Annotated in this window: 20 protein-coding genes and 1 pseudogene; 12 read left to right on the plus strand and 9 right to left on the minus strand. The window is 60.2% G+C overall.

What is annotated here, in order from left to right; all coding sequences use genetic code 11:
* Positions 1–4: 4 nt before the first annotated feature.
* The 4 genes from DUT91_RS15905 to DUT91_RS15920 all read left to right on the plus strand — a co-directional run bounded on the left by DUT91_RS15905 (position 5) and on the right by DUT91_RS15920 (position 3,912).
* Positions 5–1,027 carry a zinc-binding alcohol dehydrogenase family protein gene (locus tag DUT91_RS15905; protein WP_114441502.1) on the plus strand — a complete coding sequence of 341 codons (1,023 nt, stop codon included), beginning with the start codon at positions 5–7 and terminating at the stop codon, positions 1,025–1,027.
* 91 nt (positions 1,028–1,118) lie between these two features.
* Positions 1,119–2,093: a C4-dicarboxylate TRAP transporter substrate-binding protein gene (locus DUT91_RS15910; protein ID WP_114441503.1), complete on the plus strand. Its 975-nt coding sequence runs from the start codon at positions 1,119–1,121 to the stop codon at positions 2,091–2,093.
* Between the two features lie 77 nt (positions 2,094–2,170).
* A complete protein-coding gene (locus DUT91_RS15915) occupies positions 2,171–2,641 on the plus strand; it encodes a TRAP transporter small permease (RefSeq protein ID WP_114441504.1) in 471 nt (156 codons plus the stop codon).
* Positions 2,638–3,912 carry a TRAP transporter large permease gene (locus tag DUT91_RS15920; RefSeq protein WP_114441505.1) on the plus strand — a complete coding sequence of 425 codons (1,275 nt, stop codon included), beginning with the start codon at positions 2,638–2,640 and terminating at the stop codon, positions 3,910–3,912. Before DUT91_RS15915 ends, DUT91_RS15920 begins: the two co-directional genes overlap by 4 nt.
* Positions 3,913–3,978: 66 nt before the next feature.
* Here the strand turns inward: DUT91_RS15920 and DUT91_RS15925 are convergent, their stop codons facing one another.
* On the minus strand, positions 3,979–4,254 hold the full coding sequence (locus tag DUT91_RS15925; protein ID WP_114441506.1) for a DUF982 domain-containing protein: 276 nt from the start codon (positions 4,252–4,254) through the stop codon (positions 3,979–3,981).
* A gap of 221 nt (positions 4,255–4,475) precedes the next feature.
* On the opposite strand from DUT91_RS15925, the pseudogene DUT91_RS15930 reads away from it, so the two are divergent.
* The 8 genes and pseudogenes from DUT91_RS15930 to DUT91_RS15965 all read left to right on the plus strand — a co-directional run bounded on the left by DUT91_RS15930 (position 4,476) and on the right by DUT91_RS15965 (position 15,372).
* Positions 4,476–5,137 (plus strand): annotated as a pseudogene (locus DUT91_RS15930) (ABC transporter ATP-binding protein).
* Positions 5,138–5,264: 127 nt separating this feature from the next.
* Positions 5,265–5,855, plus strand: coding sequence for an ANTAR domain-containing response regulator (locus DUT91_RS15935; protein WP_114441507.1), 591 nt, complete (start codon positions 5,265–5,267; stop codon positions 5,853–5,855).
* 13 nt (positions 5,856–5,868) lie between these two features.
* Entirely contained in the window at positions 5,869–7,113 is a 1,245-nt protein-coding gene (locus DUT91_RS15940; RefSeq protein ID WP_114441508.1) for a CmpA/NrtA family ABC transporter substrate-binding protein, read from the plus strand.
* A 471-nt stretch (positions 7,114–7,584) separates the two neighbouring features.
* On the plus strand, positions 7,585–8,826 hold the full coding sequence (locus DUT91_RS15945; RefSeq protein ID WP_114441509.1) for an MFS transporter: 1,242 nt from the start codon (positions 7,585–7,587) through the stop codon (positions 8,824–8,826).
* Positions 8,827–8,845: 19 nt separating this feature from the next.
* Positions 8,846–11,293: a nitrite reductase large subunit NirB gene (gene nirB / locus DUT91_RS15950; protein WP_114441510.1), complete on the plus strand. Its 2,448-nt coding sequence runs from the start codon at positions 8,846–8,848 to the stop codon at positions 11,291–11,293.
* A gap of 5 nt (positions 11,294–11,298) precedes the next feature.
* On the plus strand, positions 11,299–11,637 hold the full coding sequence (gene nirD, locus DUT91_RS15955; protein WP_114441623.1) for a nitrite reductase small subunit NirD: 339 nt from the start codon (positions 11,299–11,301) through the stop codon (positions 11,635–11,637).
* The gene (locus tag DUT91_RS15960; RefSeq protein ID WP_114441511.1) at positions 11,634–14,312 is read left to right on the plus strand and encodes a nitrate reductase; all 2,679 of its coding nucleotides are present in this window, start codon (positions 11,634–11,636) and stop codon (positions 14,310–14,312) included. The genes nirD and DUT91_RS15960 overlap by 4 nt, the downstream gene beginning before the upstream one ends.
* Complete coding sequence (locus DUT91_RS15965) at positions 14,272–15,372, plus strand: NAD(P)-dependent oxidoreductase (RefSeq protein ID WP_160113662.1); 1,101 nt, start codon at positions 14,272–14,274, stop codon at positions 15,370–15,372. Before DUT91_RS15960 ends, DUT91_RS15965 begins: the two co-directional genes overlap by 41 nt.
* Positions 15,373–15,428: 56 nt before the next feature.
* Here the strand turns inward: DUT91_RS15965 and DUT91_RS15970 are convergent, their stop codons facing one another.
* From DUT91_RS15970 to DUT91_RS16005, 8 genes are all read right to left on the minus strand, one after another.
* Positions 15,429–17,423 carry a PhoX family protein gene (locus tag DUT91_RS15970; RefSeq protein ID WP_114441513.1) on the minus strand — a complete coding sequence of 665 codons (1,995 nt, stop codon included), beginning with the start codon at positions 17,421–17,423 and terminating at the stop codon, positions 15,429–15,431.
* A gap of 91 nt (positions 17,424–17,514) precedes the next feature.
* Positions 17,515–18,237, minus strand: coding sequence for a transcriptional regulator NanR (locus tag DUT91_RS15975; protein WP_114441514.1), 723 nt, complete (start codon positions 18,235–18,237; stop codon positions 17,515–17,517).
* A gap of 107 nt (positions 18,238–18,344) precedes the next feature.
* Complete coding sequence (apnL, locus tag DUT91_RS15980; protein ID WP_200834983.1) at positions 18,345–20,258, minus strand: D-apionate lactonase; 1,914 nt, start codon at positions 20,256–20,258, stop codon at positions 18,345–18,347.
* Positions 20,255–21,295, minus strand: a complete 1,041-nt coding sequence (locus DUT91_RS15985) for a Gfo/Idh/MocA family protein (protein WP_425373807.1) — start codon at positions 21,293–21,295, stop codon at positions 20,255–20,257. The genes apnL and DUT91_RS15985 overlap by 4 nt, the downstream gene beginning before the upstream one ends.
* Before the next feature lie 2 nt (positions 21,296–21,297).
* A complete protein-coding gene (locus DUT91_RS15990) occupies positions 21,298–22,362 on the minus strand; it encodes an ABC transporter permease (RefSeq protein WP_114441516.1) in 1,065 nt (354 codons plus the stop codon).
* Positions 22,359–23,909 carry a sugar ABC transporter ATP-binding protein gene (locus tag DUT91_RS15995; RefSeq protein ID WP_114441517.1) on the minus strand — a complete coding sequence of 517 codons (1,551 nt, stop codon included), beginning with the start codon at positions 23,907–23,909 and terminating at the stop codon, positions 22,359–22,361. Before DUT91_RS15995 ends, DUT91_RS15990 begins: the two co-directional genes overlap by 4 nt.
* Positions 23,906–24,583 carry a DUF2291 family protein gene (locus tag DUT91_RS16000; RefSeq protein ID WP_114441518.1) on the minus strand — a complete coding sequence of 226 codons (678 nt, stop codon included), beginning with the start codon at positions 24,581–24,583 and terminating at the stop codon, positions 23,906–23,908. Before DUT91_RS16000 ends, DUT91_RS15995 begins: the two co-directional genes overlap by 4 nt.
* A 70-nt stretch (positions 24,584–24,653) precedes the next feature.
* Entirely contained in the window at positions 24,654–25,595 is a 942-nt protein-coding gene (locus tag DUT91_RS16005) for a D-ribose ABC transporter substrate-binding protein (protein WP_114441519.1), read from the minus strand.
* Between the last annotated feature and the right edge of the window lie 53 nt (positions 25,596–25,648).

Genomic DNA, 25,648 nt, shown 5'->3' on the forward strand with positions numbered 1-25,648 from the left:
TTTGATGATCAAGGCTCTGCGTATCGAGAGCGAGAATGTAACGCGCTTCGCTGAAATCGACGAGGTGCCCCTGCTGCCGGATCACGTCCGGGTGCGGGTGCGCCATGTCGGATTGTGCGGCAGCGATCTGAATACGTTCAAGGGGCTCAATCCGCTGGTGCAGCTGCCGCGCATTCCCGGACATGAGATCGGCGGCGAGATCATGGAGACCGGCGCGGGGGTCGATGCCACCCGATATGCGGCTGGACGCCGCGTCATCGTTCTGCCCTACACCAATTGCGGTGAATGCACGGCCTGCCGGAAGGGGCGGCTCAATGCATGCCGTTATAACAAGACGCTTGGCGTGCAGCAAAATGGTGGGCTGGCCGATGAGATCGTGCTGCCCGCCGAAAAGCTGATCCTCAACGACACGCTTGAACCGCGCCATCTGGCGCTGGTCGAGCCGCTGTCGGTCGGCTTTCATGCGGTTGCGCGCGGCCGTGTCGGATCAGGTGATACGGTCGCGGTGCTCGGGTGCGGCATGATCGGCATGGGCGTGCTGATCGGCGCCGTTGCGCGCGGCGCAAAGGTGATCGCCATCGATCCAAGCGCGGAGAAACGCGAACTCGCCCTGCGGCTCGGGGCGGCGCATGTGCTGACAAGCGGCGACCATGTTGTGGAGACGGTGACGGAACTCACCGCCGGCGATGGGGTGGATATCGCCTTGGAGGCGGTCGGTCTGCCAATTACGTTCACGCAAGCCGTCGATCTCGCCTGTTTTGCCGGACGCGTCGTCTATGTCGGCTATTCCAAGGCGCCGGTGACCTATCAGACGCAGTTCTTCAATCTGAAGGAGCTCGACATCATGGGCTCGCGCAATGCGACGCTTGCCGATTTCGAAGCGGTTATCAGCCATCTGGAAAAACTCGGGCCCGAGGCCGACAGCCTGATCTCGAAAATATTCCCGTTCACGGAGGCGGAAGAAGCGCTGCCCTATTGGGATGCCAATCGCAATGACGTCCTGAAGATCGTCATCGAGAGGGTCTGAAAATCAACGCTGCCGCTTCGGGTTGGATATCCGGAATGTTGGCGAAGGAAATCGGCCGCAAGGCCAACATCTGTCTTTAAGGGAGGTAACTATGAAGAGACTCATCACAGGCATGATCGCCGCAGGCATGGTGCTGGCAGCCAGCATGGCGGCGCTTGCCGCCAATGTGACCATCAAGGTCGCCTATGAAAACAATCCCGGCGAACCCTTCGACGAGGTCATGCATTACTGGAAGGACAATCTCGCCAAGCGTAGCAATGGCGAAATCACGCTGGAGCTTTATCCCAGCTCGCAACTCGGCTCGAAGAAGGACGTCACCGAGCAGGCCATGATGGGCCTCAATGTGGTGACCATTTCCGATGTCGGCTTTCTTGCCGAATATGATCCTGATCTGAGTGTCCTCTACGGTCCGTTCCTGACCGACGATCCGGCAAAGCTTTTCAAAGTTTATGACGGTCCCTGGTTCAAGCAGAAGACGGAAGAGCTGAAGGCAAAGGGTATCCATATTGTGATGCCCAACTATCTCTACGGCGTACGCCAGCTCATAACCAAAAAACCGGTTCGCACACCTGATGACCTCAAGGGAATGAAGATCCGCGTGCCGAACAATGTCATGCAGATCAAGTCGTTCGAGGCCATGGGCGCGACGCCGACGCCAATGCCGCTCGGCGAAACATTTCCGGCGCTGGCGCAGGGCGTTATCGACGGCGTCGAAAACCCGATTTCGGTTCTGTACGGCCAGAAATTCCAGGAAGAGGCCAAGTTTCTCAGCAAGATCGGTTATCTGACAAATGTCGCGCTGATTGTCGGCGGCGAAGCATTCTTCTCCCAGCTTCCGGAAGATCAGCTAAAGCTCATCCATGAGACGGCCTATGACGCAGGGCTCTACAGCCAGAAGCTGACGACCGAAAAAGACAATGAGATGATCGAGAAGATGAAGTCGGCTGGCGTCGAGGTCATCGATGTCGATCGCGCCGCCTTCAAGGCGCTTGCCGACAAGGTCTACACCCAGTTCCCGGAATGGTCGCCGGGCCTTTATGAGAAAATCCAGGCTGAGCTGAAGTAATCACACCGGACATGTCGCCATGCCGCGGGAAATCCCGCGGCATGGCGACTGCAAGCTGCCAAGCTTGAGGGAATCTCATGAAATTCATTGGAAAACTTGTCGATTGGCTGGCCGCCGTGCCGCTTTTCGGGCTCCTGGCAATGTTCAATGTCGCCGTCGTCATGCGCTACTGGGTCAACCAGCCCTTGCAATGGACCGAGGAAATCGCCGGTCTTTTGATGATCTGGATCGTCATGCTCGGCGCCATTTCCGCTGAACGCGGCAACCAGCATCTGACGATTCCCTTGCTGGTGGATTTGTTGCCCAAAAAGGCCCGTGCCGTTTTCAACGGGGCCATTTCCATCCTGACCAGCATTTTCCTGCTTTACGTCGCCTATGCGGGCTACAAGCTTGCCGTTGCGGCCAAATTCAAGGTCACAAGCATTTTGCGTATTTCCTATTACTGGATCGACATTGCCGTGCCTGTCGGTTTCGTGGCGATCGCTCTTTATATGGGTGTGAGCGCTTATAAGGATGTTCGCGCCGCCTTCTCCGGGGAGGCGAAATGAACCTGACCATAATCGTGCTGGTGATGCTGGCTTTGTTCGCTTTGAACATGCGGCTTTATGTCGGCATTCTCGTCGCAGTCTTCGCTTATTTCACCTTCTTCAACCCGATGCCTATCGCGATTGCCGTCCAGCGCTTCATCAGCCCGGCGCAGAACGTATCGCTGCTGGCTATTCCGTTCTTCATCATGCTGGGAACCGTGATGTCGCACACCGGCATTGCCGAGCGCATGATCAGGGTCGCCGATCTCCTTGTCGGGCGCATGCGCGGCGGCATGGCGCTGACCAATATTATGGTTTCAACGCTGATGGGCGGCATCAGCGCTTCCAATCTTGCCGATAGCGCGATGTTGACCCGCATGATGGTGCCGGAGATGGAAAAGCGCGGCTACAATCGCGCATTTGCCTGTGCGGTCACGGCGGCCGGCTCGTTGATCACACCGATCATTCCGCCGGGCATTGCTCTTATCATCTATGGCCTCATCGCCGATGTTTCGATCGGCAAGATGTTCATGGCCGGCATCCTGCCCGGTATTGTCGGCGCAGTGCTTCTCATGTTCGCCGCCTACGCCACCTCGGTTCGGCGCGGATACAAGCCAAGCCGCGAGCACAAGCTTTCGGGCAAGGAAATCGGCGCCACGCTGGCCTCCGCATGGCCGGCCGTCGTGCTGGTTCTCGCCATTCTGGGCGGTATTCGCCTGAACATCTTCACGCCGACGGAAGCCGGAGCGGTGGGGGTGACGCTGGTGCTGATCATCGGCTTCTTCGTCTATCGCGAAATGCGGATTTCGCATGTCGTGGATTCAGTCGTCGAAACCGCCAAATCCACCGCATCGGTGATGCTGGTCATCATGGCTTCATCGGCGCTCGCCTGGGTCTTTTCGCTCGAACAGGCCGGGCAGGCGCTGGTGCAGTTCATCTCGCCGCTGACGGAAAATCCTTATATTTTCCTGCTGGCGGTCAATGTGGTGTTTCTATTCCTAGGTATGCTGATCGAGGGAACCGCGCTGATGATCGTGCTGGTGCCGCTGCTTCTTCCGACCGTCAAGGCGCTGGGGATCGATCCGGTGCATTTCGGCATCATCACCATCGTCAATCTTTCCATCGGCACGCTGACGCCACCGGTCGGAACGGTCATGCTGATGGTCTGCAATATCGCCAAGGTGCAGGTAGGCGATTTCACCAGGCAAGCGGTCAGCATGTATCTGGCCTTGTTCGCTTTCCTTATGCTCGTCACCTACGTGCCGATCATCTCGACCTGGCTGGCGCAATAAGGGAACGCGGCGTCCACCAAGGTCGATCAGATCACCCCATGACGACGGCCGCTAAACCGGCCGGGCTCACGCTGCCCTTCGCATGGCATCTGTCTGCGGCTGTTCTCCGTCGCATACCAGAATTCCGGCAGAACGCACGGCTTCAATAAAATGAAGCCGTGCGCGTTCTGCCAGATCAACATTGCCGTCATAGCTTAGAAGGCACGCCATGATCGTAGTGTTGAGGTTTTCATGCTTGAAAAGACACCAGTTTCCAAGAATGAAAATTTCTGCATCTTTAGTGCCGGAGATGCTGTGATAAACATCATGGGCCTGAATTGCTATAGGTGAAGTCCATTTCATCGCGTTCTGCCATAAGTAAAGTTTCTGTACGATGCGGTTACCATAAGCATATGAAGGATTTATTCTAGCAGAGAATTTCCGGACAAGTTAAGCAGGACTTAAATAAGCAAACTTGTTTATAATGTTATTTGCTTGATTGATCGCGTGGCGCTCCACTATTGCAGCGGTCTCGCCCAACTACCCAACTCGGGGGGCGGGGGGTCGGCTGACGGAGTTATCCCATGGCATCCATCCATATTGAAGATATCCGCAAGGCCTACGGCGATTTCAACGTCCTCCACGGCGTCGATCTCGACATAGCGATGGCGAGTTCGTCGTTCTCGTTGGCCCCTCCGGCTGTGGAAAATCGACGCTCACCCATGACCAGATCGAGGCGATGACGCTGGCCGACCGCATCGTGGCCATGAATGGCGGCATCGTCCAGCAGGTGGGAAGCCCGCTCGATCTTTACGACCGACCGGCCAATCTGTTCGTCGCGGGCTTCATAGGATCGCCGGCGATGAATGTTTTCGAGGCTCACTATCGGCAGTCCGGCGGGGCGGTCGAGGCCGTGCTCGCCGACGGCACCGCCATTCCGCTTTCCCAAGCCTGTCGCGTCGCCGAGGGCGCTCCCATAACCGTCGGCGTGCGCCCCGAGCATATCCTCCTGGACCAGAGCGATGGCGGCGGCATCCCTGCGACGGTCGAGCTTGTGGAGCCGACCGGCTTCGGGACTATCCTGCATCTGCGGCTCGAGGGCACGCAGATCAAGGCATTTTCGCTCGAGCGAAAAATGCCGGCAAGCGGCGAGCACGTGCATGTTCGGTTCAATCCGGAGCGCCTGCATCTTTTCGATGAGAAAGGCGACCGGATCGACGGCGGGACCGCGCGCCCTGCGGCCTGATCATGTGTGGGGTCATGATTTGGGCGATTCGAAAGAATACTGCCTATATTATAGGCAAATCATAATTTGCAAAATATATTAGCATTATTGCATTGCGAAATCGGGCGCGCTACGGCAAGAATGCGCCATGATGCATCGCGACCTGACCATCCTGGTGATCGACGAGAACGTCATCCGGTCCTCGATTATCGAGGAGGGATTGCGCGAGGCCGGCCATTCGAAAGTGACCGTGATCCATGAGGTGCATGGCGTCGCGCGCATCATTGAGACGCTGCAGCCCGATGTCATCGTCATCGATATCGAAAATCCCAACCGCGATATGATGGAGCACCTCTTCCAGCTGACGCGCACGTTGAGCCGGCCGATTGCCATGTTCGTGGACCGGGCGGATTCAGCGGCGATCGAGGCCGCCATGGAGGCGGGGGTTTCCGCCTATATCGTCGATGGGCTCAAGAAGGAGCGCGTCAAGCCGATTCTCGATGTCGCGGTCAGCCGCTTCAATGCGTTCAGCCGGCTTCGGCGCGAATTGGCGGACGCGAAATCGGCATTGGAGGAGCGAAAGATCGTCGAGCGCGCCAAGGGCATCTTGATGCGGATGCGCGGCCTTTCGGAAGAAGAGGCGTTCGCGCTTTTGCGCCAGACCGCTATGAACGAGAAGAAGAAGCTGGCGGAAATTGCCCAAAGCGTCGTGACCGCAGCCGGATTGCTCATGCGATGATGGGAAGGCCGAAATGAACATGATATTCGATGCGGCGGGGCAGGGGATGCCGCTGCCGGGCAAGATCGCAAGCGAGGGAGCGCGCACCGTGCGCGCCGGCTTCATTCCACTGGTGGATAGCGCGGTCCTGGTCGCGGCTACTGAATTCGGTTTTGCCCACCGGGAAGGCATAACGCTCGATCTGGTCAAGGACGTGTCCTGGGCGAATGTCCGCGACCGGCTTGCATTTCGCCAATTCGATGTCGCCCATATGTTGTCACCGATGCCGGTCGCATCCATGCTGGGGCTCGGGTCGAACCCCTCTGCGACCATTGCGCCGTATTCACTCGGACGCGGCGGCAATGCCATCACGCTTTCGACGCGGCTTAATGCCCGCATGCAGGCGGAAGGCGGCCTCGCCGAGCCCGAGAATGCCCTTGAATGCGCACGGGCCCTGGAACGGGTTATCCGCCGCATGAAGGAGAGGGGCGAACCGCTGCCCACCCTCGCCGTCACTTACCCGTTCTCCTCGCATAATTACGAATTCCGCTACTGGCTTGCCGCGGGCGGCATCGATCCAGACAGCGATGTGCGGCTGGTTGTGGTGCCGCCGCCGCTTACCTCCGATGCGCTTGCAGCGGGGGCAATCGACGGTTTCTGCGTCGGCGCGCCGTGGAACATGGTCGCCACGGAGCGCGGCGTCGGCTGCATCGTGGCTACCAAGCGGGACATATGGCCGTCGGCCCCGGAAAAAGTGTTGGGCATGCGTCCGCAATGGGCCGAAACCAACCCCGAAACGGTGTCGCGGCTGATCGTGGCGCTCGATGCCGCCGCGCGCTGGTGCGATCAGCCGGAAAACCATCCCGCGCTCGCGGAAGCGCTCGCCGATCCGCGCTATGTGGCGGCACCGGTCGATATTCTGCGACGCGTGCTTGCCGGTCAATTCACCATCGACCCGCAGGGCAGGCAGCGCGTCATCAAGGATTATTTCGTCTTCCACGCCGGTCACGCCAACTGCCCGCGCCCAAGCCATGCGCTCTGGATCTACAGCCAGATGATCCGCTGGGGACAGAGCGCCTTTTCCAGCAAAGGCGCCGAGGCGGCGGCATCCGCCTGCCGGCCCGATCTTTACCGCCGGGCCTTGGGAGGCGATGAAATCGGATTGACAGTCGAGGCGGGCTTCATCGACGGCCACGCCTTCGATCCCGCGAAGATCGAGGACTATGTCGCGAGCTTCCCCGTCAAGGGGCGGCGGGTTACCGCGCCGCAGGAGGTTTAGAGTATTTTTTTGATGGAATGCTGCAGGGCGCAGGGGGCGCCCTGGGATTCCGCCAAAAGACGAGCCGTCCAGCGGGGCGGCGGCGATGGACGTCGGCAAGCCTGGAATGAACACCAAATCTCCGATGCTGCACCTGCTCAATGAATCGGCAGCGTCCAGTTGCCCCGCAGTCAACGGCCTATAAAATAAGCTAAAACAATACTGCTTATTTTTAATGCAACCTCGATTTTCCTAGAAGTTTCCAGAATATTCAAGCACTTAAAGCCTCTATGGAAAACTGGCACGTGACTTGCTTCTTCTAAAAATGCCCCGATCAACGGCGATGGGGGCGAGGCCGAACGCCCTACAGGCGGTCGCCAAGGACAATGACGTCGCAAGGTTTTTGCTCCCCGGGGACTCCCAAGCCCGGACGCGAATTCCTCCGCGACGTTTTTTTATGCCCGAATTCCACGCTTAAAGGGAAACCTGCGCATGACCAATTCTCAGGACTTAGAGTCGATACCGGCTGACGAGGCGGCCAAGGCCTTGTGGATCTCGACGCTCGCTTTCACGGTCTGCTTCGCGGTCTGGACGATCTTCGCGATTATCGGCGTTCGCATCAAACAGGATCTTGGACTTACCGAAGCGCAATTCGGATTGCTGGTCGGCACGCCCATATTGACCGGCTCCGTCATACGCATCGTGCTCGGCATATGGACGAGCCGCTATGGCGGCCGTCTGGTCTATACACTCACCATGCTGGCGGCGGCGGTGGCGACCTTTCTGCTCTCCTATGCCACGACCTATCCCCAGATGCTGCTTGCCGGACTTGGCGTCGGCCTGGCGGGCGGGTCCTTCGCGGTCGGCGTCGCCTATGTCGCGCCATTCTTTCCGCCGCGGAAGCAGGGCACCGCGCTCGGTATTTTCGGCGCGGGCAATGTCGGCGCAGCCGTCACCAAATTCGTCGCGCCCTTCGTGCTGATCGCATGGGGATGGCAGGCAGTGGCGGAAATATGGGCGGCCGCGCTCGTGGTCATGGCCATCATCTTCTGGTTTACGACCACCGATGACCCGGCATTTCGCGACCGTCGCTCAGGCCGCGTCGCGCCCAAGACCCTTGCCCAGGAATTCGCGCCGCTCAGGAACGTTCAGGTCTGGCGCTTCTCGCTTTATTATTTCTTTGCTTTCGGCGGCTTCGTGGCCCTGTCGCTGTGGCTGCCCCGTTATCTGGTCGGCGTCTACGGATTCCATCTGGAAGTCGCCGGCATGATCGCCGCCGCTTACTCCATTCCCGGCAGCATCTTCCGCGCCTATGGCGGCATGCTTTCGGACAAGAAGGGCGCGCGCGGTGTGATGTACGCCATGTTCGCGGTGTCGGCGGTGGCAACGCTCATCCTGTCGCTTCCGGCCGCCAGCATTTCGCCGGTCGTTTTCATCATCGTCATCTTCGTTCTCGGCTTCGTCATGAGCCTGGGCAAGGCAGCGGTCTACAAGCACATTCCCGCCTACTATCCCGAAAGCATCGGCGCGGTCGGCGGCATCGTCGGCATGATGGGCGGCCTGGGCGGCTTCATCCTTCCGATCGTCTTCGGCCTCCTCAAGGACATGACCGGCCTTTGGTCCAGCTGCTTCATGCTGCTGTTCGCAATCGTCGCGGCGTCTCTCGTCTGGATGCATGTGTCGGTCAAGCAAATGCAGCGCCAACAGCACCCCGGCTCCCCGGTGGCGGCTTAATATCAAAGGACTTGGAAATATGGCAGAAAAACTCGTCATTATCGGTGCCGGCATGGCGTCCGGGCGTATGCTCGAATGTCTTTTCGAGGCCGCGCCCGGCAGCTTCGACATAACACTCTTCGGAGCCGAGCCGCGCGGCAATTACAACCGCATCATGCTGTCGCCGGTGCTGGCGGGTGAAAAGACTTATGAGCAGATCGTCACGCATGATGCCGATTGGTATGCATCGCACAATGTGAACTGCCGCTTCGGCGAGACGGTGACGAAGATCGACCGCAAGGCCAAGATCATCGTCACCGCGAAAGGCGACACGCCCTATGACAAGCTCGTGGTGGCCACCGGCTCCGCTCCCTTCATCATCCCCATCGTGGGTAAGGATCTCCCCGGCGTGCGCGCCTTCCGCGACCTCGACGACGTCAACGCCATGGTGGAGGCGGCGGGCAAGCCCAACGCCAAAGCGGTGGTTATCGGCGGCGGGCTTCTGGGCCTGGAGGCGGCGGCGGCGCTGCGGCTTCACGGCATGGAGGTGGTCGTGCTTCACCTCATGGGACATTTGATGGAGCGCCAGCTCGATCCGGCGGCGGGCTACCTCCTGCAAAAGGATCTGGAGGGGCGCGGCATCAAGGTCCATTGCAAGGCGCAGACCCAGGCCATTCTGGGGCAGAGCCATGTCGAAGGCGTCCTGCTGGATGACGGCACCGTTTACCCGGCGGACCTCGTGGTGATGGCGGTCGGCATCCGTCCCGAGGTGCGCATCGCCAATGATGCAAGCCTTTATGTCGAGCGCGGCATCGTCGTCAACGACCAGATGGTATCCTCCGATCCCGACATTCTCGCCATCGGCGAGTGTGTCGAGCATGAGCGCATCTGCTACGGTCTCGTGGCGCCGCTTTACGACATGGCCAAGGTGGCTGCGAAGACGCTGCTCAAGCAGGACGCAGCCTTCCGTCCTGTGGAAACGGCGACGCAGCTCAAGGTCACCGGCGTCAGCCTTTATTCCGCCGGCGATTTCGCCGATGCCGAGGATCGGCAGGAAATTGTGCTGCGCGATGCGAGCGCCGGCATCTACAAGCGGCTGGTGCTGAAGGAAAACCGTATCCTCGGCGCCGTGCTCTATGGCGAAACCGGTGATGGCGCGTGGTTTTTCGACATGTTGCGCAAGGGAACCGACGTTTCCGAAATGCGCGACACACTTATCTTCGGCCAGGCCTATCAGGGTGGATCCCCCCTGGACCCTATGGCGGCCGTTGCAGCCTTGCCGGATGATGCGGAAATCTGTGGCTGTAACGGCGTATGCAAGAGCAAGATCGTCGGCACGATCAATGAAAAGGGCCTGACCTCGCTCGACGATGTCCGCGCACATACCAAGGCGTCCGCCTCATGCGGATCGTGCACGGGGCTGGTCGAACAGCTCATGAAACTGACGCTTGGCGACAGCTACAACCCCGCCGCCGTCACGCCGATGTGCACCTGTACGGATCTCGGCCATGACGATGTGCGCCGGCTGATCAAGGCCAAGGGGCTCAAGACTATTCCAGCCGTCATGCAGGAACTTGAATGGAAGACCTCCTGCGGTTGCGCCAAGTGCCGCCCCGCATTGAACTATTATCTCGTCTGCGACTGGCCGGATGAATATGCCGACGATTACCAGTCGCGCTTCATCAATGAGCGCGTTCATGCCAACATCCAGAAGGACGGCACCTATTCCGTCGTGCCGCGCATGTGGGGCGGTGTGACAAACGCGAAGGAATTGCGCGCCATCGCCGATGTGGTCGACAAGTTCAACGTGCCGATGGTCAAGGTGACGGGCGGCCAGCGCATCGACCTGCTTGGTATCGAAAAGGAGGATCTGCCGGCGGTCTGGGCGGATCTCGGCCAGGCCGGCTTCGTCTCCGGGCAGGCTTATGCCAAGGGCCTGCGAACAGTGAAGACCTGTGTCGGCTCCGACTGGTGCCGCTTCGGCACGCAGGATTCCACCGGCCTCGGCATTCGCATCGAGAAGTTCATGTGGGGTTCGTGGACGCCCGCCAAGCTGAAGCTGGCGGTTTCGGGTTGCCCGCGCAATTGCGCCGAAGCGACCTGCAAGGACATCGGCGTGATCTGCGTGGATTCGGGCTTCGAAATCCATTTCGCAGGCGCGGCGGGCCTCGACATCAAGGGCACCGAGGTGCTCGGCCTGGTGAAGACCGAGGACGAGGCGCTGGAGCATATTGTTGCGCTGACGCAGATGTATCGCGAGCAGGGCCGCTATCTCGAGCGCATCTACAAATGGGCCAAGCGCGTCGGCCTGGACGAGATCCGCCGCCAGATCGTGCAGGATCATGAAAAACGCAAGGCTTACTACGAGCGTTTCGTCTTCTCCCAGAAATTCGCCCAGGTCGATCCCTGGTCCGAGCGTGTCTCGGGCAAGGACAAACACGAATTCAAGCCGATGGCGACGGTGGAATACAGCCAGGCTGCGGAATGAGGAAGATGGATATGAACTGGATTGAGATCGGCGAACTCTCGGACATCCCGGTGCGCGGCGCGCGCTGCGTGAAGACGCCGCAGGGCAAGATCGCGGTGTTCCGCACGGCGGAGAATGATGTTTTCGCCATCGAGGATCATTGCCCGCACAAGGGCGGGCCGCTGAGTCAGGGCATCGTCCATGGCCGCGCCGTCACCTGTCCGCTGCACAATTGGGTGATTTCGCTGGAGACCGGCAAGGCGCAAGGCGCGGATGAGGGGAAGGTACGGACGATTCCGGTGAGGAACGAGGGGGGCAAGCTCTCCATCGCGCTGGAAAGCCTGATGCTGACGGCGGCGGAATAATGGTGGAAACCAAGACGACCTGCCCCTATTGCGGCGTTGGCTGCGGCGTCATAGCAAGTGTTGCCGGAGATGGCGCTGTGAGCGTACGCGGCGACCCTGAGCATCCGGCCAATTTCGGGCGGCTCTGTTCGAAGGGCTCGGCGCTTGCCGAAACGCTCGATCTCGAAGGGCGGCTGCTTTATCCCGAGGTTTTCGGCAAACGTGTCGGGTGGGACGAAGCACTCGACCTCGTGGCTCGCAAATTCTCCGCAGCGATCGCGGAGCATGGGCCGGATTCCATCGCCTTCTATGTCTCGGGTCAATTGCTAACCGAGGATTATTATGTGGCAAACAAGCTGATGAAAGGCTTCATCGGCTCGGCCAATATCGATACCAATTCGCGGCTGTGCATGGCCTCGTCGGTGGCCGGGCACCGGCGGGCTTTCGGCGCGGATACGGTGCCGGGCGTCTATGAGGATCTGGAGCAGGCCGATCTTGTTATCCTGACCGGCTCCAATCTAGCCTGGTGCCATCCGGTTCTCTATCAGCGGATTGCCGCCGCCAGGGAGAAGCGGCCTGAGATGAAGGTGGTGCTCATCGATCCCAGGCGCACCATGACCTGCGATATCGCCGACATGCATTTGGGCGTTCGCCCGGATGGCGATGTGGCCTTGTTCAATGGCCTGCTGGCGTATCTCGCCCGCACCTCGGCGCTGGATGACGATTTCATCCGCGATCATGCCAACGGATTTGCCGAGGCGCTCGCGGCCGCGCAGATGGGCGAGGCTGATATCCCTTCGCTCACCGGGCTTTCGTCTGAGGAAATCGAAGCTTTCTACCGGCTATTCGAGACCACGGAGAAGGTTGTCACCTGCTACAGTCAAGGCGTCAACCAGTCCTCGTCAGGGACGAACAAGGTAAATGCCATCATCAACTGCCACCTGGCGACCGGGCGCATCGGACGGCCCGGCACGGGGCCGTTTTCGCTCACTGGCCAGCCGAACGCCATGGGCGGGCGAGAAGTGGGAGGGCTCGCCAACATGCTTGCCGCCCATATGGAAATCGAAAATCCAACCCATCGTGAGCGGGTACGACGTTTCTGGAATGCGCCCGTCATCGCTGAAAAACCCGGCCTCAAGGCGGTCGACATGTTCAGGGCGGTGGCTGATGGGCGGATCAAGGCGCTCTGGATCATGGGTACCAATCCCGTGGTCTCCATGCCTGATGCAGATGGCGTAGCCGATGCGATCCGCAATTGTCCCTTCGTCGTCGTTTCCGACATTATGCGCGACACCGACACGACCCGTTATGCGCATGTGCTGCTGCCGGCTGCGGGCTGGGGCGAAAAGGACGGCACGGTCACCAATTCGGAACGGCGGATTTCCCGCCAGCGGCCGTTCCTGGATTCGCCCGGCGAGGCGCGGGCCGACTGGCGCATTATCGGTGGTGTTGCGACGCGGATGGGGTTCGGGAAAGCCTTTGCCTACGAGAACCCGGCGGAGATTTTTGCTGAACACGCCGCGCTGTCGGGTTTTGAAAATGAGGGGGAGCGGGATTTCGATATCGGAGGATATACAGGAATCTCGGGCGCCGACTATAATGGGTTGAAGCCGTTTCAATGGCCAGTTCCAGCCCAGAACACCCCCCTTTGCCCTGGGGGCACTTTCCGCTTCTTCGGCAATGGCGGTTTCTATACGTCGGATCGCAAAGCGCGCTTCATCGCAGTTCAATCCGCCGCAACGGAACGCACCAATCCGGATTTTCCGCTCGTCCTCAACACCGGCCGTATCCGCGACCAGTGGCACACGATGACCCGAACGGGCAAAAGCGCCCGATTGTCCGCCCATTTTGCCGAACCCTTCGCCGAGATCAATCCGGCGGATGCCAAGGCGCTTGGCATTGCCGACGCCGCGCTGGTGCGTATCGCCAGCCCTTATGGCGAAGTGCACGTCCGTGCGCTGATCACCGGCCGGCAATCGCGGAGCGCGGTGTTCGTGCCGATGCACTGGACGGATCAATTCGCCTCCAGAGGGCGCGTCGATGCGCTGGTGCCGTCCGTGACCGATTCGACGTCGGGCCAGCCGGCGCTGAAGCATGTGGCGGTATCGGTCGAACCCTACAGGGCGCAGTTCTATGGCTTCGCGGTGTCGGCGGCCCGTCCGGCACCGGGTTGCGCGGACTACTTCGCCTTTGCCAAGGTCGAGCATGGTTTCCGCATGGAATGCGCTTTTGCCGAAGCGCCGGAAAGCTGGGAAGCCTGGTGCCGCAAGACCTGGCAGCTGCCGGATGCGCTTTGCGCGCTCGCCTATTTCGACCGGGAGACAGGGGACAGGCGCGTCGCCTTTTTCGAAGGCGTCAGGCTTGTGCTTGCCTTTTATGCCGCGCGGGGGCCTGTGGCCGTTTCGCGCAGCTGGGCCGTGACACAGCTTGGGCTCACGCATAGTGAAGCCCGCCGCCGCATCGCGGTGATGGCCGGGCGGCCCGGCATGGATCAGCCGAATCCCGGCGCTATCGTCTGCTCGTGCTTTTCCATCGGCGTCAACCAGATCACGGCGGCCATCGATGGCGGGTGCGGCTCGGTCGAGGAGGTCGGCGCGACGCTCAGGGCCGGAACCAATTGCGGGTCATGCCGCTCCGAAATCAGGGAGATACTGGATGCGCGTCATCGAAAACATCGGATTCAGGCTGCAGAATAGAACGGCCAACGATGGGGCCAGGATCGCCCCGCTTTCCGTCCTCCCGCTGTTCATATCGCTGAAGGGAAAACGAGCGCTGATTGCCGGCGGGTCAGCGGCGGCTGCCTGGAAGGCGGAGCTGCTGGTGATGAGCGGCGCAAGGGTGGTGGTTCATGCGACAGATGATTTGAGTGAAGAGATGACCGGGCTTCTGGCCGTGCAGGGTTCCGGCAAGATTGTGCATCGTAACTCTCCTTGGCTGCAGGCTGACTGGCCAGCGTTCGCCTTTGCGATCGCGGATGCGGCGAATGATGATGAGGCTGCCACCTTCGCCAGCGCTGCGAGGGCGGCGGGCGTTCCCTTCAACGTCATCGACAAGCCAGCCTATTGCCAGTTCCAGTTCGGCTCGATCGTCAGCCGGTCGCCGGCGGTGGTCAGCATCTCGACCGATGGCGCGGCCCCAATTCTGGCACAGGCGATCCGCCGCAGGATCGAAGCCATGCTGCCGCAATCCCTTTCTGCCTGGGCCGACTTGGCGCAACGATTGCGCAGGGCGGTGGTCGAGCGGCTCGCGCCGGGCGAGGGCAGGCGGCGATTCTGGGAACGTTTCGTCGATCGTGCCTTTGCCGCGGAACAAGGGCCTTCCCGCAGCGACGAGCGGCTTTTTCTCGAAGAGCTGTCATCCGGGGGCAGCCGCCCGGAGGCGGCACATATGACGATCGTCGAAGTGAGGTCGCATGACGCGGAGCTTTTGCCGCTGAAAGCGGTAAGGGCGCTGCAGGCAGCCGAAATCATCCTGTTCGACGACAACATTTCGACGGATATGCTGCAACTTGCCCGCCGTGAGGCAAAACGGGTGGCCGTCACTGCGCCCAAGGAAGGCAATGGTTGGCCACAGCATCCGATGACGGGCAACCACGAGGTTGGCCGGCGGATCGTGTGGCTCAAATCCGATGCCTTCCGGCCGGGACATGAGATTGCCGCCTGGTTACGAAGAACCAGCGTCGCGGTGGACATTATTCCCGGCATTGCGCCGGATCCCGAGGAGAACCGGCGAATCGTCGCAAACTCCCGCTTCTGACCCCAAGCCGGGAGTGCGCCCCCGCAGGGCGGGAGCGCATAAAACGTGAAGCAGCCTTAAACGGCGATTTTGCCGCCGCCCTGCCTGGTGATGGCCACAACCGACGGGCGCACAGGCATGTCGTCGCGGAAATCCGGCCAGCGCGTGGAGAGGTCTTCATAATAGGATGGGCGGCCGTGGCCATCCCAATCCTCGCCGCCATCCGCGGGATGCTGAACCGCAACGAACGCGGTTTCGTCATCCGGCGTGAAGAGCGGGCCACACATCTCGGCGCCGACAGGCACGCGGAAGAACAGCTTCGACGTGGCGCGGGCCTCGCCCTGCGTATCGACGGCCCACAGGCCATCCGTACGTCCGGTTGCCTTGTTGCTGTTGCCGTCGGTGGAAACCCACAGACGGCCAGCCGCATCCACCGCGCAATTGTCCGGCATGCCGAACCAGCCGTTCTTCGTCGTCTCGGTCGAGAAGGTCGCGCCGACATCGGCAATCGAGGGATCGCCGCATTTCAGCAGCACTTCCCATTTGCCTTTGGTCGCCGCGAAGTCGCCATCGGCTTCCATGATCTCGATGATGTGACCGAAGGCGTTCTTGGCACGCGGATTGGCGGCATCGACCTGTTCGGCGGTGCGCTTGGTGTTGTTGGTCAGCATGACATAGACGGTGCCGGTCACGCCGTTGGGCTGGATGTCCTCGGGACGGTCCATCTTGGTGGCGCCGAGAAGATCGGCGGAGCGGCGGGTTTCGATCAGCACGTCCGCCTGATTTTCGAAGCCGTTTGCAGCCGTCAACGGGCCCTGACCGAAGACCAGCGGCATCCATTCGACCGTGCCGTCGTCGGAGAATTTGGCAACATAGAGCGTGCCTTCATCGAGCAGGTTCATGTTGGCTGCGCGGTCGTCAGGATTGAACTTTCCTGACGTCACGAACTTGTAGACATAATCGAAGCGTTCGTCATCGCCGAGATAGAACACGACACGGCCGTCCTTGCTGACAATGGATTCCGCGCCTTCGTGCTTGACGCGGCCAAGCGCGGTGCGCTTCTTCGGCACGGCATTGGGATCAAGCGCATCCACTTCAACGACCCAGCCGAAGCGATTGGCCTCGTTAGGGTCCTTGGAAAGGTCGAAGCGGTCATAAAAATTGGCCCACTCATAAGCACCTTCGGGAATGCCAAGACGCTCATAATTGGCGGCTTCGCGATGACCTTCCGGCAGTTTGCCGCTGAAATAGCCGTGGATGTTTTCCTCGGCCATGATGTAGGTATTCCAGGGCGTTACGCCGCCGGCGCAATTGTTGACGGTGCCGAAGACCTTCGTGCCGGTCGCGTCCGCACTGGTCTTGAGGCGGTCGCTACCGGCAGCGGGACCGGAGATCTGCATTTCCGTGTTGACGGTGATGCGGCGATTGTACTTGCTGCCCAGCACCGGCCGCCATTTGCCGTCGACCTTCTCGATTTCGACGATCGTGCCGCCATGGGCGGCCATCTCGATGTCGACCTGCTCTTTGGTGAGCGGCTTCTGCACGATCTTGCCATCGGCGACGGTGACAATGCCCGGGAACATCAGATGCGGGTTGGTATATTCATGGTTGACGACGAGAAGGCCATGGGTGGGGGAGCCGTCGAGAGGGATGTAGCCGACATAATCATTGTTGTAGCCGAACTGGCGGGCTTGCGCCTCGGCCGTCTGCTTGGCCGGATCGAATTGCGGCGCATCCGCGAAAAGCGGATCGCCCCAGCGGAGGAGAATATCGGCGTCATAGCCGTCCGCGACGTGATGCTTGGCATCAACGCCGGCTTCGACCTCCTTGAAGGAGAAGGCGGAGCCGTTACCCTCGGCCTTGGCGTCGCCCGCAGCCAGGAGCGCCAGCGGGCTGACCGTCGCCGCGATAGCGGAAACCGCAAGCGAACCCTGGAGAAAGCCGCGCCGCGAAAACCGCTTGGCTATGATCTCTCCCATGGTCGGGTTGTCGGTCGGATTGCGCGGCGCGCTGTCGGCTTCTTCCAGCTGGCTTGTCCTGAACAGGGCTTGCTGTGAAAGGTGTTCGTTCATTTGGCTATCCTCAACATCAAAAATGCTCCCAGTTTAGAGCGTTTTCAAACTGTAGAAGTCTGATGTAACAGGTAGATGAAGCCTCAGGTCCTTATCTCTTACCCTGTGGAGGATAGGCGTAAAGCTCTCCGGAGCGATCAATATGGACGATCATGGCTTTTTCAGCGGCATCGGCGTCCCTTTGCCGGATGCAGTCGAGGATGGCTGTATGCTCGTGCAGCGTTATCTTTTCCTTGCCCGTCCAGATCAGCATCTCTGTATGGTATTCGAAGAGCCAGTGGAGCATGGATTCGCTCAAGGCTTCCAGCATTGGATTGCCTGATATGGCCGCTATCCTGCGATGAAAGGCGATGTCATCGGCGATGAACAAATGCTGATCGCCGAAATGGCTTTCCTGGCGCGCCAGGATTTCCTCCAGTTCCCCGATATCCGCGTCACCAGCGCGCTCTGCGGCCAGACGAACCAGGCCGCGCTCGTAGAAACGCCGTGTCTCTTTGAGATGGTCGAGCGTTTCCGGTGTGGTCGAGATCAGCATTCTCGCCACCACGTCGATCTGCTTGAACATGGTGCGGGCGGTGAGTTCGCCGACCCTGGCCCGCTCGCCATGGGATACCACGATCAGCCCCATATTGTGCAGCGCCTGCATAGCCTCTCGGATGGCTGGCCTGCCGACGCCGAAACGCTCCATGAGATCGCGTTCCGACGGCATGAGATCGCCCGGCCCAAGTTCGCCGCCGGCGATCAGATCGCGCAGGCGATCGAAGACTTCGTCGGAGAGCTTTCGCCGGACTATGCGTTCATCGTGCTGTGTCATTGGGTCGACGGCCTCCTCGACAAGAGAACCCGTTGGGAATCAATCCATATGAATCATCAGATCATATAAACACTGGCTGGCATGGCTTATAGCCCTGTCCTGTGTTTTCAAAACCTGATACGCGCCACAGCATAGGGTGGCAGCGGCAGACGATTTGTCCCGCAATCTTGTTCAGCATCATCAAACGTGGCGCCAAAATTTTCTGCGTTGAGCACCGATATGGAGACCGGCTTCGAGCCCTGATCATTGCTGATTTCCACCTCCTGAGCCACAGGGGTGATATTGGCCATAAGCAGTGTTTGGCCGCGGTCGCTTTCATTGGCTGCAAGCGCGAGCACGCGCGCCGCATCCGACGAACGACATTCGGGTGCGGTCTTGCCGGACAATCGGCAAAGCTCCCGGATCACCGCATGGATCGGTAGTATTCCGGATCGGTTGCCGCCGAGAATACCGAGCGGGCCGGTCAGTGCCGCGGGAACGACAGACGCTATGTCGTGATCGGCGACGCGTGCGGCAAACCCAAGCGTCCACGCGGCGGCAAAAAGCCCCCACTGGCGCGGGTCGGTTCGCGCCATGGCAATGCGCCGGTCGAGCGGGTTTTCCATCGTATGGGCGCCATAGGGGTTCTGCCGCATTGCAATGGAGCACAGGCCGAGGCGATGGGGCTTGTCAGGACCGATGATGGCGCGGGCCGAGCGGAAGATATCCGGCAGCGCCTCCAGCGTTTCCATGACGCTGGTATCGCCGGCGGCATGGACGATTGCGTTGGTGCCGTGGGTGACGAAATCGAGCAGATCCACCGGCGGACGCTTGCGGTTAAGCTCGGTGAAATAGCTGAACATGCCGCCGCCGAGGGGCACATCCGGAAATATCAGGCGCGCCGCCTTGTAGATATCGGCGAGAGGCGGGCAGGGCGGCCATTGGCTTCCCGGCGGCGTCGATTGGCGGTCGACGGCGGGGCAGACGGCGAGCGCTGTGAGATTGAGGCCCGCATCGTGCACCATCTCGGCAAGCCCAGAGAATTCCTTCGCCAGATCGCCCTTACAGGCAACCACATATTCCAGCGTGACCGGAAGCAGGCTGTCCCGCTGCAAACGAGCGAAGGCGGCTAATTCGCTTGCTCCGTGTCCTGTGGCCGGATCGAAATGCAGGAGCAGGAATTGCGGGGCGAGACCTCGCAGCACATCAATTCTGTCATTCGCTGCGGCAAGCTCGGAAGGATCAATCAGCAAACCGATTTCGGGATGCTTTCGTGCGGGTGCAGCCTCGCCGGTTTCGATCCTCACAGGACCATCGCGCGAGGGAGCGGCTTTTGCATTCTCGTGCGCCGTAATCCGCAAATTGACAGCCTGGCGGTTTGGCTGGCCCGCCGGCATCACATAGGGCCAAGGCAGGGCCAGCGGTCGAACATAGGTCTTGTAGGAGGCGTCGGACCAGTTGCGCTGATCCTCCATCTCGAAGGTGTCGCCGGCAAAGCCGCAACTGGCGGTGATTCCTTGCGCGACCCGGTGCGTCAGAGCGCGAATATCCCTAAAGGGCTGCCATGGGTCGATCAGATCGGGAAAGACGGTTTCCTGCGACGACCCGTCATTATGCTCCACCGTCACCGGCTGACCGGCGACACTGATGATGGGATGCAGAACACAAAAGCCGCAGCGGTTGGTGGTGAAATCCTTGGCGGGCGTTGCGATGGCTTCGAAGACGAGCTGTCCATCCGCATGTCCCGCGATGAAGGCCTCATATGTGAGAGCGACGCAATCGGCGCGGTAGCGCACTGTGAAGCGGTCCGGCTCCTCATCGATGGTGAGGCTGCTTATATTAGGGGCATAGGTGCCCCAGTTCTCGTCACGCACCACATAGGATATGGCGCGCAGAACCTCGTGGCCGCGAAACCTGACATAACGGAGATTCCCATCGACCAGTTCTGCGGACAAGCCGCCTGCGCGAAGCGTTCGGAATGACTGCGGCGGTTCTTCCGTGCCGTAGAGTGCAATTGCTTCACTCGGGCGGACGGACATCATGCCATCAGCCTCACGTCGATGGCTTCCAGATTGGCGGCCGCGGATTCATAAGCCGCGAAGACCAGCGCCATGGTTTTCAGATTGTCCGCGCCGGAGGTTTCCGGCTGTTGACCTCCCTTGAGGCAAGCGGTCCAGTGCCGCTCGATGTTGAACACGCTTTCCTGGATATTGTGCCAGGGCCGGTTCGCCCAGTCGTGGAGTTTGGGCGACACATCGAACGTTTGCGTATGGCCATCGGCATGAACGATCATCTGATAGTTTGCGCCAAGACGCAGCGTTCCCCTGCTACCGTCGATCTCGACAAGCGTTTGCGGAAAAAGCTCCTCGGGCAGATGCGTCGCATAGCTGCAGTCGCAGATGCTGGTCGCGCCGTTTTCGTGCGCCAGCAGGATGGTGGCGACGTCCTCGCCGCGAATGTTCGTGTTGACCCTGCGGGTGGCGGCGCTGATATGCGTGACATCACCGAACAGAAAGCGGGCGATGTCGAGGATATGGATGCCGAGATCCTGGATGATGAAGCGCTCTTCAGTGGCCAGATAGGGCTGGCCGGAAAACACATCATAGGCGGAGCGAAACGAGACCCGGCCCCAGAAGACCTCTCCCAGCTTACCGGCATCAAGCACCGCGCGCACCGCCCTTATCGGTGATTGCCAGCGGAAATTCTCGTGCACCATGAGCGGCACACCGGCAGCCTTGCAGGCGTTGACCATGGCCTGCGCATCCTCAAGCGTTTGTGCGAAAGGCTTCTGGCAGATGACGGCCACACCCTTCTTTGCCGCTAGTTCGACAAGCGGACGATGCGTGGCGACGGTCGTGGCGATATCGACGAAATCCAGCGCCTCGCTTGCGAGCATCTCCGCTGCATCAGTATAGAGATTGGCGATGCCGAATTTTTGGCTGGCTTCTTCAAGCCGCTTTTCGTCACGGTCGCACAAGGCGGCGATTTCGGCGCCTTCGATCTCAGCCCATGCATGGAGGTGATTGTGGGCGAAGAAGCCGCAACCGATCAGTCCGCCTTTCAGTTTTTTGTCCGGCATGATCATCCTCCCATTGCCGCCTGGCTCTGCAGGGCAATGCGCTGCTGCATGCGGCGCTGGAACTGATCGACCACGACGGCGGCGATGATGACAAGGCCCTTGATGACGATCTGCCAGAAGGAACTGACGCCCATCATGACGAGACCGTCGGACAGGATGCCGATGACGAAGGCGCCGACGATCGTCCCGCCGATCTTGCCGCGCCCGCCGGACATGGATGTGCCGCCAAGCACTGCGGCAGCGATGGCGTTGAGTTCGAATGTCTCGCCGGTCGCCGGATGGGCTGCGACCAGTTCGGAGGAAATGATCAATCCGACGATTGCCGCGCAAAAGCCGGAAAACATATAGACGAACATCTTGACCCTGTTGACGCGGACGCCCGAGAGCGCCGCCGCCCGCTCATTACCGCCCACGGCATAGATTTGGCGGCCGAGCGGCGTGCGCGCCGCGAGATAGGCCGCGCCGAGGCCCACCACGAGCAGGAGCCAGATCGAGATCGGAAACCCAAGAAACGTGCCGGCACCCAGGATCGGAAATCCGGTCGTGCCCAGTTCGGCATTGCCCACCAGATTGGGAAATGTGCGCCCGTCGGACGAGAGCAGCGCCAGCCCGCGGGCGACATAAAGGATTCCGAGTGTCGCGATGAAGGGCGCGACGTTGAGCCGGGTGATGAGAAGTCCGTTGACGGCGCCTATGGCGATGCCGAGCAAAAGCGTGATCGCAACGATCTCGATGACGTTGAAATAAACGGTATAGCCGATGCCAAGGTCGAGGCCGTTGAGGATCAGCCCCCCCGCGACCATGCCGGTAAGCCCGACGATGGAGCCCACCGAGAGATCGATCCCGCCGGTGATGATCACGAAGGTCATGCCGATGGCCAGGAAAGCATTCAGCGCCACATGCTTGGACATGATCATCATATTGGCGGTGCTGAGGAAATTGGGCGCGGCGAAGGAAAAGAAGATGATGACGGCGATGAGCGCGATGAAGGTGCGCAGATGCAGGAGCATCATCAGCATCGACGAGGAATTATAGGCGCTGGCCGGTCTCGCTAGCGTGGCGCTCATTGGGCAAGCTCCATTTTATGGGTTGTAAAATCATGGCCGATGCTGGAAGCGGCGACGATGGCTTCTTCGGTGGCGTGCGCGCGGTCGAATTCGCCGGTGATCCGGCCGCTGGACATGACGATGATGCGGTCCGACAGCGCCATCACCTCTTCGAGATCGGAGGTGACGAACAGGATACCCAGCCCGTCTGCGGCGAGCTTGCGCATGGTGCGGAAGACCTCCGCCTTGGCGCCCACATCGATGCCGCGGCTGGGTTCGTCCATGAGAAGGACCTTGGGTCCGGTCATCAGCGCCTTGCCGATTACCACCTTTTGCTGGTTTCCGCCCGAAAGCGACGCGACCTCGTGATCCGGGCTGGAGATCTTGATCGCCAGATCGCTGACGAAGCGCTGCACCGCTGAGCGTTCCTTGTTGCGGTCGATATGGAAGCCGCGCACATAATTCCACAGGCTCGCCAGAGTCATGTTGTCGCTGATCGACATGATCTGCACGAGACCTTCGGCCTTGCGGTCCTCGGGAATGAGCGCGAGGCCGCCGGCGATCCGTGTCGCCACATCGGCTTTTGCCAGTTCCTTGCCTGCGATGGATATCCTGCCGCCCGCATTGGGATGGCGGCCCATGATGCAGTCGAAGAGTTCGGTGCGCCCGGCGCCCATTAAACCGTAGATGCCGACGATCTCGCCCGCCTTGAGCGCCAGCGAAACATGATCGACCATATAGCCGCCGCCCTGGCGGGCAAGCGTGATATCCTCGGCGCGGAAAATCTCGTCGCCGAACACATGGTCGTCCGCCTTGGCATAGTCCTTCGACGCCGCGCCGATCATGCTCCTGACGATCCATGGAACATCGACATCCTGCATCGACCGCGAACCGGTGATGCTGCCGTCGCGAAGCACGGTGATGTAATCGCCGATCCGCACCAGTTCCTCCAGCCGGTGCGAGATGTAGACAATGGCAACGCCCTGCGCTTTAAGCTCCTTGATGACGCGGAACAGGATTTCCACCTCGGTTGCGCTCAGTGCGGAAGTTGGTTCGTCCATGATCAGGATGCGCGCGTCCTGCGAAAGGGTCTTGGCGATCTCGACAATCTGCTGCTGCCCGATGCGCAAATCGGCGACGAGGGCGTCGGGCGGGATGTCGTGCTCGAGCCTCTGCATCAGCTTGCGCGTTTCCTCGCGCATCGCCGCCGCGTCGATGTCGAAGCCAAGCCGGCAGCGCTCGCGGGTGATGAAGATATTTTCCGCCACCGTCATATTGGGAAAGAGATTCAGTTCCTGGAAGACGATGCCGATGCCATGGCCGATCGCATCCTGCGTGCCGGCCAGCCGGATCGGCTTGCCGTCGAGGAGGATCTCGCCTTCGCTGGGTTGCTCGACGCCGGCGATGATTTTCATCAGCGTCGATTTCCCCGCTCCGTTTTCGCCGACGAGCACATTGACGGCGCCCTTGCGCACATCGAAATCTACGGATTTGAGCGCGATCGTACCGGGATAGACCTTGGTCACCTTGCGGACACTCAGCACCGTCTCATGCGCGACCTCAATCATTGCGCGCCTCCGGCAAGCGTGATCTCCGCCGGGGTGATGGTGATTTCCTGTCCCGGCGCGGGCAGGGTGAATGCGCCCGCCGCTGAAATCTGCTTGCCGACGAGATTGTCGCGCGGGAACTTCGAGAGGGTTGCCTCATAGACATATTTGTTCAGCGCCCGGCCGACATTGGCGTATTCGATCTGGTTTTTGAAGGCGCTGAACGGAATGAAAGGCAGCACGTCGCGCAGGCTTGTCCCCTTGATGACCGGACCGAGCTGCACCTTTGCATCGGCCTTGCCGTCGCCATCGGTATCGACCGCGATGAATGCCGCGCGAGACGTGGTGTTGGCGTCAATGACCGTGCCCTGAAGGCGGACCGGGAAACTCCACGGCGTTTGCACCGGGTTTTCGCTGTGGCCGTATTTCTTGCCGGCGGCTTGCGCGTCCGTCGCGATCGCCGCCCGGACTTGCGCGAAGTCATGCGCATTGTCGCGGAAATAGGGTTCGATCTTTTCAGACCAGGCCTTGGCGATGAATTCATCTGCATTGAAGCCGCCATTGTCGAAAAAGATCTCGACGCCATCCCCAGCCTTCTTGGTGGAGGGCTCATTTTTCTTGATCTTGCAGCCGCCCGCCGCCAGCAAGATGCCGGCCATGGAAACAGCGACAAGCACTCCCATCCGCGTTTTCATTACAATTCCCGTTCCGGCTGTGAAGCAGATCGGGCCACCGCTTGGGCGGCGGCCCGATATTCCGATCGGATCAGTCCTTGAGCGCGAAGGTTTCGAGCTTTCCGGCGTTATCAGCGGTGATGAGGACGCAATCCATCAACTGCTTCTCGTCCTCGCCGGTCGAGCCTGTCTTCAGGTACTTGTCCGCCTGTTCGACGGCGATTTCCGCCTGGCGGTAGGCTGGCTGGAGAACAGTCGCCTTGATGCCGCCTTCGAGAATGGAGTCGCGCACATCATTGCTGCCGTCAAAGCCGACGACGATGACATCGGTGCGCTTCGCCGCCTTGAGCGCAGCCCAGGCGCCCATGGCCATGGTATCGTTGCCCGAGATCACGCCCTTGATGTCGGGATTGGCCTGCAGGATGGATTCCATCTTGGCGAAGGCTTCCGTCTGGCTCCAGTTGGCGGACTGGCGCGATACCATCTTCATGTCGGGATATTGATCAATGATATCGTGATAGCCCTTGGAGCGGATGCCGGCATTGATATCGGCTTCGCGGCCAACCAGCTCGACATAGTTGCCTTCTTCCCCCATCAGCTCGACGAATTTTTCGGCCCCGAGGGTTGCGCCTTGGTAGTTGTTCGAGACGATCTGCGCCACGGCAATGCCGGTGGCATTGATTTCACGGTCGATCAGGAAGGACGGAATCTTCGCGTCCTTGGCTTTCTGCACGGCGGCGACGGATGCGTCGGAGCCGGCATTGTCGAGAATGATCGCCTTGGCGCCGCGCGCAATCGCCGTATCAACGAGCTGGTTCTGCTTGTTGGCGTCGTCGTCATGCACCAGCACGATGGTTTCGTAGCCAAGCGCCTCGGCCTTCGCCTTGGCGCCCTCGGCTTCCGCCTTGAAGAATGGATTGTCATGCGATGGCGTGATGATCGCGATCAGATCGGCCGCACCGGCGACTACCGGCGTGGCGGCAAGCGTAACGGCGGTTACGCCGGCAAGCAGCATTTTCCTGAAAACAGTCATGATTTTCCTCCCAGAATTGACCGGTTTTTCTAATTTTTAGTGTGGTATTCACC

The sequence above is a fragment of the Paramesorhizobium salinisoli genome, assembly GCF_003335045.1.
Taxonomy (GTDB): Bacteria; Pseudomonadota; Alphaproteobacteria; order Rhizobiales; family Rhizobiaceae; genus Paramesorhizobium; species Paramesorhizobium salinisoli.